The organism is Pseudomonas sp. ZT5P21, from assembly GCF_054897785.1.
In genome coordinates this window covers 3,956,393-3,968,137 of sequence record NZ_CM142705.1, presented here as the reverse complement: position 1 = coordinate 3,968,137, position 11,745 = coordinate 3,956,393, and the positions used below count along the sequence as shown (strand labels likewise).

Here is an 11,745-nt window from a genome sequence, read left to right as displayed (position 1 = left end):
CGTCGAATGAACGATCTGGTTTATGCCGGCAATAAAACCCTGTACCTGATTCTGTTGATGGTGGCCTGGCCAATCATTGTCGCCACGGTGGTCGGTCTGGTGGTCGGGTTGATTCAGACCGTGACCCAGCTGCAGGAGCAGACACTGCCGTTCGGTTTCAAGCTGCTGTCGGTCGCGGCATGCCTGTTTCTGCTCTCGGGCTGGTATGGCGAAACTCTGCTCGATTTCAGCCGTGAAGTCATGCGCCTGGCGTTGGGTTAGGCCGATGTCGGTGACGCTGTTCTTCGATTTGTACGGGTTATTCGCCGCCGCGATTCTGGGGTTCGCACGCCTGGCGCCGATTTTTTTCATGTTGCCGTTTCTCAACAGCGGGGTGCTGACCGGGGCGCCGCGTCAGGCCGTCATCGTGCTGGTTGCGTTGGGGTTCTGGACCTATGTCGGCGTGCCGCTGCCGCGGCTTGACGGGTTGGCATTTTTTGGACTTTTGCTGCGCGAGGCCGGTATAGGCGTACTGCTGGGCTGCCTGTTGTGCTGGCCGTTCTGGGTGTTGCACGCCATGGGCAACCTGATCGACAACCAGCGCGGAGCGATGCTCAGCAGCACGGTGGACCCGGCCAACGGCGTCGACACTTCGGAGCTGGCGAATTTTCTCCAGTTATTCGCTGCTGCGGTTTATCTCGAAGGCGGCGGCATGCTGTTAATGCTCGAAACCGTCGGCCACAGTTATCGCATTTGCGCACCGGTAAACGGCTGCGAAGTGCACTTTTCAGCGATTTTCAGCTTGCTGGATGCATTGGTGAGCAAGACCCTGGTGATCAGCTCGCCCGTGGTGGCGACGCTGCTGGTCAGTGAAGCGCTGCTTGGCCTGCTCTCGCGGTACGCGCCGCAAATGAACGCGTTCTCGGTGTCGCTGACGGTCAAGAGCCTCGTGGCGTTGGTGGTGCTGATGTTGTATTTCGGCGTGCATCTGCCCGATGAAGTCTTGCGCATGGGCACCAAATCCCAGGCACTGGAGCACTATCTGGATATCGACGGGGAGGGGGCCGATGTCGTCCAGCGCCTCGAAGACTGAGAAGCCCACACCCAAACGATTACGGGATGCAGCACGCAAGGGGCAGACGTTCAAGGCCAAGGATCTGGTGGTCACCTGCCTGACCTTGTGCGGCATCGCCTACATGGTGTTCAACAGTTCGCTGCTGGAAGTCATGGAGGTTTATCGGCGCATCATCGCCAGTGACTTCAACGCCGACCTGCAAAAGTACTCGGCGATGTTGGTGGTCGTTGGACTCAAGGCGCTGCTGCCGCTGTTGCTGGTGTGCGTCTTGACCAGCGCAGTACCGGCGTTGCTGCAAAGCGGTTTCGCCCTGGCCAGCGAAGCCTTGAAGCTGAATCTCGGTGCATTGAACCCGATCAATGGCTTCAAAAAACTGTTCAGCCTGCGCACGGTCAAGGACACGGTCAAAGCGCTGTTGTACCTGGGCAGTTTTGCCATGGCGCTGTGGATTGTCTGGATCACACAACGGCAACTGCTATTTGCCCAACTGTTTACCCAGGCTCCGGAGCTGTTCGCGATCTGGGGGCACTTGCTGCTGGTGCTGGTGTTGGCGTTTCTGGCGTGCGTACTGTTGATCGTGGTGCTCGATGCACTCAGCGAATACTGGCTGTTCATGAAAGACCAGATGATGGACAAGGACTCGGTCAAGCGCGAACACAAAGAGCAGGACGGCAATCCTGAAATCAAGGGTCGGCGTCGTGACCTGCATCGGGAGCTGCTGTCGGAGCAGATCAAGTCCGATGTGCGCAGCTCACGGATGATCATCGCCAACCCGACCCACATTGCCATCGGCGTGTATTTCCGTCCGGAAATAACCCTGCTGCCGTTCATCTCGCTGATGGAAACCAATCAGCGCGCCCTGGCCGTTCGAGCGTATGCCAAAGAGGTCGGTGTGCCGGTGATCAACGACATCGCGTTGGCCCGACGCATCTTCAAGACCCATCAGCGCTACAGCTTTCTCCAGGTGCAGGAAGTCGAGGAAGTCCTGCGTCTGCTGATCTGGCTCGAGCAGGTCGAGCAGGCCTGATCCCCCTTTCTTTATCCATCCCATCGTTGGCATGAGCGCAATTTGGCAGCGTGCCCGCCAGCGCTTTGGCTCAATGCAGTCGTCAGCGGCGCTGACGTTTTTTCAGGAGTGGGGCTGATGAGTCGCAACAACCAACAAGACGAGCAAGTCGCTCTGGATATCGTGGATGCGGTACTCGCGGGCGCGCCATTGAAGGATGTGCAGGGCGTCAGCGACGAACACATGAGCAGTCTTTATGCCTTCGCTTACCAATTCTATGAACAGGGACGGCTGGACGATGCCGAGAAGTTCTTTCACTTCCTGTGCATCTACGACTTCTACAACAGCCAATACTGGATGGGATTGGCGGCGGTGTACCAGCTCAAGCAAAACCATCAGAAAGCGATCGACCTGTACGCCATTGCCTTCGCCCAAGGCAAGAACGACTACCGGCCGATGTTCTACAGCGGTCAGTGCCAGCTCGCGCTGGGCAAGATCGGCAAGGCCCGATTGTGTTTCGAGTACGTACTTGAGCAGGCCACGGAAGAGGATCTGCGCAAACAGGCCCAGGTGTATCTCGACACCTTGGCTCACATTGAAAAGGACTGTTCGGAGGACTGAACATGAGTGAAATCAGAAGTACATCTAACCCGGTTTACACGGGAGGGCTCAGCCGTAGCGAAGCCTTTGAGATCTACGGCCAAGCCGCAAGCCAGGCTGCCAGAACGGTGGATTACCAGATGGCGGGCCAAGAGGCGCTGGCCGGTCTGATGTCGGTGAACTACGACGGTGAGCATGGCAAGTCCACTGCTGCTCCGGGACGGCCGCAGCTGCAACCGCCACTGGCACGCACTAACGGCAAAGAGTCGGAAGGTGATCTGTTCACGCTGCTGATGGCGATGATCAGCGAGCTGATCGGCGAGCTCGATGTCAACAAGCTGAAAAATCGACTGGCGATGTTGCAGAACATGGCCGGTGCCAAACAGCAGGGTCATGAAAAACTCTCGGCTGAATACGCTGAGGCCGTCGCGGCACTCGAGGTCGCTGAGGGGGCTGTTGGCGGTAGTCAGCAAAACCTGGAGAAGCTGCGCGAGAGAGTCCAGCATTTCCAGGGCTTGCTGAACGAAAGTGAGGCCTGCCTGACGGAGCTGGATCCTGAATCAGCCGAATATGCGAGCGAGTTGGCACGCCGGGATCAGCTCAAAGGTGAACTGGCGGCTCATACTCAGATCTTTCAAAAAGCCACTGATGCCCATCTGAAACTGATAGAAACCGCCAATACCGTCGCTAAAACCCTGGCGGCTGTGACCAACAAAGTCCTGGAGTCGGGAAACGGTGGACCCCAGGTCAAGCAATCGGATGAAAAGGCGTTGAGCAGCAGCGCACTGGCGCTGCTGAACCGCTTGAAGATCATCGAGTTGCTGGGTGACGCGGCGCAGAACAAGGAGGAGCTCAATCAGGAGCTCTTCATGGAGCTGCAGGCGAAGCTGCAGGAAAAAATGCAGCGCGAGTCGGACAAGTACCTGGAAGAAGTGCGTAAAGCCGAAGCGTTACAGAAGACCATGGGCTGCATCGGCAAGATCGTTGGCGCGCTGTTGACCGTCGCGACCATCGCCGCCGGCGTCCTGACCGCCAACCCTGTGCTCATTGCGGTGGGCGTGATTGGTGCGGCGGTGATGATTTCCGACGCGGCGATCCAGGAAGCGACCGGCGTGTCGTTCATGGCTGAAGCGATGAAGCCGCTGATGACGGTCATGCAGGAAGCGATCAAGTTGTTTACCGATCTCTACACCCGGTTGTTGATCGCGTTGGGTGTCGATCCTGAGACGGCGAAGGATATCGCGCAGATCGCCGGCATGATCCAGGGCATCGCAGCAACTCTTGCAGCCGTTGCACTGGCGGCCATCGTCGGGGTTCAGGTGATTGGGCCGATAGTCGGCGCTGTCGCTTCGAAACTCGCATCTGTCGTGGCGCAGGCAGCCCCTGCAGCGATGCAAGCAATGAAACAGCTGGCTTCCTCGGTCGGTAACACGCTGACGCAAATGCTGACCCAGCTGCGCAACATCATCACCAACGGCGCCGATCCCGTGACCCTCGCCCGCTATGCGGCCAATCTCGAAATCGCTCAAGCCCTCACCGAGTTCGGCAGCGTAGCAGCGCAGGGCGTGCTGGGGATCCGCAGCGGCGTGCATCAGGCGCAGGCGGCCGAACACTTGGCGGATGTGCGAGTACGCATGGCGATCAGCGAGGAAATCACCTCCTTTCTCACGCGACTGGTCGAAGACTACGGCAAGGCCATGCAGGACCGCACCCGGCAGATCGAACATGTTTTTGCCGATATGCAACGCAGTCATTCGGTCAGCCTGCAAATGGTTCGACACGTCTGAATCCACTCGTAAAAGGTATTTCTCATGGCCTCGATTAACGTTACGCACGCCACCACACCTTCGGTCATTACACACGATCCGTTTAACGATACCGGCCTGAGCGAGTTGATTGCTCAGGAGCAGTTTTCCAAGGACCTCAAAGGCAAAAGGCTTCTGGACGCGGCGCTACCAGATCGAGTTTTCGCAAAGCAAATAATCCAAGCCAGTGACTCAACATCTCCAACAGCGCAGGAGCTTGAAAGCGCGATCAATGTCTACCAGCCCAGTGAGTCCGACAGGCAGGACTTCTATGCAGCGTTGGCGCTGAACGACGAAGCCCGTAACGATCTGATCTTCGATCCCGGTGCCTGGGAAAAACACGCGAACGTACTGGTCGCCGCGATCATTGCGTTAAACATTGCGCGGGTCGCCAATGCTCAATTGCGCGGGCATTTCAGTGTCATGGCCGCCGATGCAGCCAAATCGCAGGGCGCTGCCATTGTGGAGTCTGGCAAGGCGGCGATATACAGCGCTGTCACGGCAGCTGTCGTCTCTGGTGCAATCGCCGGCTTCGCCATGGTCAAGACCTTCCAGGGGCAAGGACTCAAACACGCCGATATCAACCTGCACAAGCGCAATTCCCTGGACGCCGGCAACATCGAACGGGACCTCAAGCGCGATCGCGCGAGGGATGACTGGAATCCGCAAACAACCTACCAGATCAAGACCTTCGACGACTTCGGCCGCTCGACATCAGTCGATTTCACGCCCAAGGGCTCCACGCTGACTCCCAAGGAGCAGGCATGGTTCGACGGTGAAATCCTGCTGGCGCAAAAGGTTGGCCAGACGTCGGACTGGCTTAGCCAGATGGGTAGCAGAGGCATTGAGAAGAAACTCGAAATCGGCCGTGCGCTCAACGCGATGTCGATGGGCATGAGTCAGGTGGTCTCCAGCATGGTTCGCATGTCCGAGCATGCGGCGCGGGAGAAAGAGGTACTGCAACAAAGTGCGCAGAATACGCAGAAAAGCCTGAGCGATGAAGTTGGCCAAAAAGATTCGGCGGATGCGGCGCTCCTGCAAAAGCTCATGGACCTCGTGATGCAGCTGTTTCAATCGCGGATTGAAGTCATTGGCAAAATGGCTTGAATAGGGAAATAAAATGAGAATTCCGGATTTCACACCCCCATCGGTTAAACCATTGGTCGATTGTAACGTTGTCACCGACGCACCTTTACCACCTGAAATGCCCATCGGGACTCAAGGCGCTTTTTCCCTCGCGCAATTGCTGGACCGTTCGGTAACGGCATTGAACCGCAATCTTGGAAATATGCTCAAGTGCCAACCGGCCACTGAAAAAATGATTGAGATGTTGCTTAAAGGCGGAGCGGCGGAAACCCTCATTGCAGAGTTTGTCGAGAAGGTTCACGCCAAACGCATTCGCTGGCAAATGTGGTCACAGCAACTGCGCCAGTGTGGTGCGGTGATGACACATTGCCGGGAAACACTACCCATGGAGCGGCGTCAGCGTCTCGATGTTGCGCAGGAGTCTATTCTGCTCGACCTGCAAACAGGGGAGCCGCTGCCAGCGGAAGTCGCCGAGAGGTTCAACCAGAGCCTCTATTCGTCGGATGACTTCTTCGACAAACTGCTCGAATTGATCGACCTGATCAAAAACGGCTACCTGGCCGGTTATGAACATATCATTGCGGCTTACTCGGAATTTTTTAAGGATTTCAACGACGCAATTACCGCAAAGTTGAAAGACTGGATTCAAGGCGCGAATGACGGTAAAGAAGTCAAGTTAAATGCAGGCGAGATCAGACTTGCTCTGCAAGCACTAATCAAGAAGTACTCACATCCAAATCCTGCGGCAGTATTGTTCCCAGCCCCAGGTATGAACGGCGCCAGCAAGGAAGAAGCAGAGAAATGGCTCAAGGCACTGGGCCTGCCTGCCAGTTGTCTCAAGCAAAACGCCGACGGTACTTTTTGTGTGGTCATGGACCTCAGTCCCTTGACGACCATGATGGGCAGCTTGCCCCCGGGCGTTTACTGGATTACCTGGGACACCGCAAAATTCCAGGCCTGGCAAACCGGTTTCAACGCCCAGGAAGAACGTTTGAAGAACATGCTGCAATCCTTCACGCAGAAATACTCCAACGCTAATTCTTATCATGACAATTTTAACAAGACGTTGTCTTCGCATCTTAGTCAGTATGCGGACATGCTTAAGGCGATGTTGAATTTTTAAAGTGAATGTAAAAGGAGTAAGGTCGATAAGTTGTTTATGGGAATTGGTGTAATGCTGGTTTGGTTGAATCGGCATTATGCCTGTAAAAAGTTGAGGGGATAATGGCTGCTGCATTGAGTGCTAAACTTAAGGTTAAATTTCGGGTGATCGGGATTTTGTCATTTCATCTACCGCCAAGTCTTCAAAAAATTGATAACGACTCGCGATTGGTAAATGATTTGTATGTCGATTCTATGAGCCTGATCGAGATTGTTATGGATTTAAATCAAGCATTCGGTATTCAGTTGCCTGAAGCCGGGGTAAGAGAATGGAGAACAGTGGCTGATATCTGCAGTTTGGTGCGATGTAGTAGGGGGTAGATGGTTCTGGAGTGTATAACTGTTTTATAAAGAATTTTTTGAGCGTTTGTCAGTAGTCAAATAACCGTGTATTTCTAGTATTTAGATTGTAGGTGAGGGGTTGTATGGGGCTGTCTGGAGTTTCTGTGGGCGCTTTGAATGGGGCGTGTTTTATTGGTCAAGAACCTTCGAAAGCGAAAGTTGAAGGGCGGGTTCGTTCATCGCTGGTTTTCGCTACTGTTTCGTCATCTACACTACGCCGACTCGATGAACTTGGCGTGGAGCATTCGTTGAAGAAAAATATGGGCCGAAGTAGTAGTACCGAACCTGTTGTATTTTCACATAAGACGACGGATGGGGAATATAGGCTTGAGTCAGGTCTGTTTATTTCGGACTTAACGAGCGGGGATGGATTTGGGGAATTTAGGTTTTTTTCAGGGGTAGGGGCGGTAAAGTATCAGTCTCCGGAATGCAATGTTTTGGCTTTTGATGTGCATAGTCTGGAAGCGTTGAAAGACACTTACCATCAAGTCAGAGGGGTTACGCAGTTTTTAAGAGAGTTTCTGGATTTAACTCCGTGCAGAGATATGGATGCTAATGAACTTGCTCCTGAGTGTTTTTCATATTTTCGCCCTGAAAATAATGGGTCTAACGGTTTTTTGATTTTTCCCAATCTGCCTTATGTAGATTTTCATGATTACACAGAAGATCGCTCATCTTTGAAAGAAAAAAAATCGGGAATTACATTGGGAGCATGGGCTATACACCCTAATCAAAATTTCTCGCTCATAGAAAACCTCGAAACTGTGGGGGACGTCCGAGGTGAGCGGAAGGATGATTACGCTGATAATACCCGCACCCTTTATGAGATAGAGGCTGGTACTAACGTGAAATATCTTTCGTCGATACTTGATCTGGATGTAAGCGATATCGCTATGTTGGAGAAGCTTAAGGGTGATGTTTTTAAACATCTGTCCGATATCTATGGAGTTCAGCCGGGGTTGAACAAGGTTAAATTGTTTTTTCATTTTCCAGTGGCAGAAAAAACAGCAACACTGCACCTCCATGTTTGGGTAAATAAAGCGGATCATCCACTTAATAATGCCAGATCTTTCGAGCTTGATGACATAATCGAAAATCTGAAACTTGGTGGAACGATTGCAAATATGGTTCTGCAAAGAAATGAAGGAAAATATTTTATACCGGTAACGGATACAATTGGATCTATTCAGGGAGTTCCAAACTTAGGGGCAACAAAAAATCCTTACATTTTGACTTTGCATCAGTCTTTTGACAGATAGTATGTTTTTGTAATTTTCTTCTGGTAGTGGAGCATGGTCACTAAGTGGCTTATTGCTCTGTGCTATTTTTATCTGAGTGTGACTTGCTCGATTGTTTGCAAGGTGTGTTCGGGTTCATAGGACTTGAAAAAAACGTGGGTGTAGGTGAGCAAGTTATTAATTTTGTGGGAGAAAAGAAATTGCCTACATCTTCGGTTGACGTTTCTCTGGTTTCTGCAGGCTTTGTCTGACGGAATAGCCTTGCTCAACTTCCTATAGTCCTGCTGCTTGTCATCTTTAAGCCTTTTCGATCAAAGGCTTAATCGCGCTTCAGTACCTTTCTATAGAGATGTCTCAAAATATGGACAGTGCAACTGATCAACCGCCAGTCCGGTCATTCGTTTTCGACCACTGGCTATTGCAAAGCGATGGAACGCTGATGCGAGACGGACATGGAGTACACGTCCCCCCCAAAGAGTTGAACGTACTGCGCCTGCTGCTAGGTTCGGCCGGCACGGTGATCACTAAGGGTCATTTGCTCGACACGGTTTGGCCGCATGCCGACGCCACCGAAGAGTCTTTGACTCGCTGCATTTACGCCTTGCGCAAGCTGCTCAAGGACAACAAGGAATTCATTGCGACGGTGTACGGACAGGGTTACCGATTTACCTGTCCGGTGGTTCAGCTCGATCTCTCCGAGCCACCGCCAGCCAGGGTGCCGTCGCTGGCGGTTCTGCCGTTTCGCGGGGCCGGGGAGGCACAATCTCTGGATTTGCAGGACGCAATGATTCGGCAGCTGAACACAGCGTTCGGTAGGGCGCTGCATGTCATTCCGGCGGGCCTGATGGCCGCTTATGTTCAGCCAATCAATGCCCCGTGTTTGATTGCGCATTTAAAGCCAGACTTTTACCTGAGTGGTCGCTGCACCCACCGGGATGACCCGCAGCAGTGGTCCATCGAGTTGATCCGTGGCAGTGATCATGCGCTGCTGCACGGGCAGATGTTGGGCGGCGAACGGGGAGAATTGCTCGGGGAGTTGAGCTGTGTCGTTGCGCAACACCTTCCGGGATTACGCTCTTCTGGCGATTCCAGTTCTTCCTATCCGGCGCTGGTCGCCTACCTCAACGGCGTGTGCAGCGTAGAGCGGCACACGCCGCAAAGTCTGCGCGACGCGCTGGTGCAGTTTCAACACAGCCTCCAACTGGATGACCGTTATGCCCCTGCCTGGTGTGGCCTGGCCGATGTCTGGCTGGGGCTTGCGATGCTCGGGTTGTGTGAGTGGGGAGATGCAATCGATGAAGCCCGTTACGCGATCTCCAGGGCATTGCCATTGGACCCGGGGAGCACGCCGGCCATCGCACGGCTGGCCTTGCTGACCAGCCTTCGCGGTTGTGAAGAGGCTGCGCAAGTGCTTTTTCAGCGCTGCTTATTCAGCGCCGACCCAGCAGATGTTCATTATTTTCACGCTTGGCATCACTGGTATTGGCGACGCAACGATCTGGCGGTACAGAGCATCGACAAATGTTTGCGCTACAACTCGTACTGCGTGCGGGCGCAGTTTCTGCGGGTACGTATCACGCTAGCCGATGATCCCCAAGAAGCCGTGATGATGCTCCGTGCAACACAAGGCATTCGGCAAGTGGCGCCACTCGACAGCGGCAGGCAACAGGCATGAGCCGGTGGACTTTGCGCATTGTTCTGACGCTGCTGGGTTTGGGCGCGACGCCGGCATATGCCTATTGTTGGGGAGCGGCGGGGCAGCAGCATGCCATCGAGCCCGAATTGCTTCAGGCCATTGCCGACGTGGAGTCAGGGCAGGTGTCGGACGCGATGAATCACAACAAGGACGGCACGCGCGATATCGGACTGATGCAGATCAACAGCAGTCATCTACCCCGACTCCGCGCTCAGGGCATTACCGAGCAGCGTCTGTTGAGTGAGCCCTGTCTGTCGGTCGAGGTCGGGGCTTCGGTGCTGGCCGGGTTTGTATCGGTTTATGGCTATAACTGGACGGCCGTCGGTGCCTACAACGCCGGAAATGCTCCGGGTCGGCAAGCAGCCCGTCTTCGTTATGCGCGCAAGGTGTGGCAACGCTACAAAACCTTGACGCCACACACCCCTCGCGCAGCCTTGGGAACAACAGCAGAAAATCTCGCCAACATTCGGGTATTCGGGGGATTCTGATGCCGCTCGAGGGAGATCAGCAGAATTCGATCAGGAACTTCCCGGGCAGCGCTCCTAGCATGGGTTTTCATTCACTGCCTGGAGCGTGATCGGTGACAGACCTGTCAGTCCCCCCTCTACAACCCTGTGTCCTGCGGGTACTGAACGGCCCGCTTCAGGGGTGCGAATTTCCTCTCTATGAGCCCCGCACGTTGTTCATTGTTGCGTCCCTCGATCTGTTGGGCCGGGAAGCTCATTCCGTCAGCGTTCCCGAGGATGCCATCTTCATTCCACTGGATACCGGCGGCTGCAATTTCGAGGTGCTGCTGGCAGAGGGCGAGCAGGGTGGTGTGACGGTGCGGCTGCTCAACGAACACGCAGAAACCCGGCCTTTTGAATTCCAGCGCCTGGAGCAGATCGGTGGCTTGCAGATTGCCATTCGGAGTGCAGAGCAATTCTGGGCGCCCGAGCTGCTGGGCAAGCAGCAGCTTCCATTGCCCGACGCGGCCTCTCGTTCCTGGTCGCCGCCAACCGTCGGCAAATGGGCCGGCGCAGGTTTAGTCCTTGTGCTGCTGGTTGCTTCGGCGGGTTTCTGGTCGATACCTGATCCGGCTCCCGAAACCGATGTGCGCACCCTGGTGGACGGTGCCAGTGCCGAGGTCGAAGTGGTGCAGGGTCGGGATCATACGGTTTACGTATTCGTCGCTTCCGAGCGCGACGCCGGTTGGAGCCGGCAGGTGCTGATGCGCAACAACGGGGTGTCCGGCAAGGTGTTGGTGATCGATCAGGAGCGTCGTCGGCTGGAGAAACTGCTGGCGGACCATGACCCGCAACTGGCCTGGCACTTCCTTGATCTCAAGGACCCTTCGGTGCCACGGCTGCTGCTCAGCACGCAGCGCAATCTGCTCACGCCGCAGATGCAGACGCAATTGCACGAGGTCTTGCTCAAGGCTGCGCCGTATGCCCGAGAAGTGGTGGTGCAAGTACAGGATGACAACCTGCTGGCCGATCTGGCTGAACAAGGCTTGCGACGCCTTTCACTGGCGTTCAGCCGGGTCGGGAACGCAGACAGTGTCACGTTCGCCATCGAAGGCGATTTGCAGGATTCCGAGTTGGCGGCGGCGCGCCAATACGTCGACGGCTTTTATCGGCAGTGGGGTGATCGCTACGTGCACTTCGCTGTCGAGCTCAAGGATGACTCGCTCAAGGGCAAGTCGTTTCAAACCGGCCCTCAGGGCTACATCAAGATGACGTCGTCGTCTTGGCATTTTCCCAAGCAAATCTAGAAGG

Annotated in this window: 12 protein-coding genes; all 12 read left to right on the top strand. The window is 54.7% G+C overall.

Going from position 1 to position 11,745, the window contains the following annotated elements:
* Positions 1–6 precede the first annotated feature (6 nt).
* The 12 genes from ACYZT9_RS18385 to ACYZT9_RS18330 all read left to right on the top strand — a co-directional run bounded on the left by ACYZT9_RS18385 (position 7) and on the right by ACYZT9_RS18330 (position 11,741).
* Positions 7–261 carry an EscS/YscS/HrcS family type III secretion system export apparatus protein gene (locus ACYZT9_RS18385; protein ID WP_462006805.1) on the top strand — a complete coding sequence of 85 codons (255 nt, stop codon included), beginning with the start codon at positions 7–9 and terminating at the stop codon, positions 259–261.
* Positions 262–265: 4 nt separating this feature from the next.
* Positions 266–1,072: a type III secretion system export apparatus subunit SctT gene (gene sctT / locus ACYZT9_RS18380; RefSeq protein ID WP_462006804.1), complete on the top strand. Its 807-nt coding sequence runs from the start codon at positions 266–268 to the stop codon at positions 1,070–1,072.
* Entirely contained in the window at positions 1,047–2,081 is a 1,035-nt protein-coding gene (locus ACYZT9_RS18375) for an EscU/YscU/HrcU family type III secretion system export apparatus switch protein (RefSeq protein ID WP_462006803.1), read from the top strand. The genes sctT and ACYZT9_RS18375 overlap by 26 nt, the downstream gene beginning before the upstream one ends.
* Positions 2,082–2,198: 117 nt before the next feature.
* On the top strand, positions 2,199–2,681 hold the full coding sequence (sicA, locus tag ACYZT9_RS18370; protein WP_462006802.1) for a type III secretion system translocator chaperone SicA: 483 nt from the start codon (positions 2,199–2,201) through the stop codon (positions 2,679–2,681).
* Positions 2,682–2,683: 2 nt separating this feature from the next.
* The gene (gene sctE, locus ACYZT9_RS18365; RefSeq protein ID WP_462006801.1) at positions 2,684–4,447 is read left to right on the top strand and encodes a type III secretion system translocon subunit SctE; all 1,764 of its coding nucleotides are present in this window, start codon (positions 2,684–2,686) and stop codon (positions 4,445–4,447) included.
* Between the two features lie 24 nt (positions 4,448–4,471).
* Positions 4,472–5,572 (top strand): IpaC/SipC family type III secretion system effector, encoded by a 1,101-nt coding sequence (locus ACYZT9_RS18360; protein WP_462006800.1) that lies wholly within the window; start codon positions 4,472–4,474, stop codon positions 5,570–5,572.
* A 13-nt stretch (positions 5,573–5,585) separates the two neighbouring features.
* Entirely contained in the window at positions 5,586–6,674 is a 1,089-nt protein-coding gene (locus ACYZT9_RS18355) for an IpaD/SipD/SspD family type III secretion system needle tip protein (protein WP_462006799.1), read from the top strand.
* A gap of 101 nt (positions 6,675–6,775) precedes the next feature.
* On the top strand, positions 6,776–7,033 hold the full coding sequence (locus tag ACYZT9_RS18350; RefSeq protein WP_462006798.1) for a phosphopantetheine-binding protein: 258 nt from the start codon (positions 6,776–6,778) through the stop codon (positions 7,031–7,033).
* A 125-nt stretch (positions 7,034–7,158) separates the two neighbouring features.
* Complete coding sequence (locus tag ACYZT9_RS18345; protein ID WP_462006797.1) at positions 7,159–8,313, top strand: hypothetical protein; 1,155 nt, start codon at positions 7,159–7,161, stop codon at positions 8,311–8,313.
* A 418-nt stretch (positions 8,314–8,731) separates the two neighbouring features.
* Complete coding sequence (locus ACYZT9_RS18340) at positions 8,732–9,967, top strand: winged helix-turn-helix domain-containing protein (RefSeq protein ID WP_462006796.1); 1,236 nt, start codon at positions 8,732–8,734, stop codon at positions 9,965–9,967.
* Positions 9,964–10,476: a transglycosylase SLT domain-containing protein gene (locus ACYZT9_RS18335; RefSeq protein WP_462006795.1), complete on the top strand. Its 513-nt coding sequence runs from the start codon at positions 9,964–9,966 to the stop codon at positions 10,474–10,476. The genes ACYZT9_RS18340 and ACYZT9_RS18335 overlap by 4 nt, the downstream gene beginning before the upstream one ends.
* A 92-nt stretch (positions 10,477–10,568) precedes the next feature.
* Entirely contained in the window at positions 10,569–11,741 is a 1,173-nt protein-coding gene (locus ACYZT9_RS18330) for a PrgH/EprH family type III secretion apparatus protein (protein WP_462006794.1), read from the top strand.
* Positions 11,742–11,745: the final 4 nt, after the last annotated feature.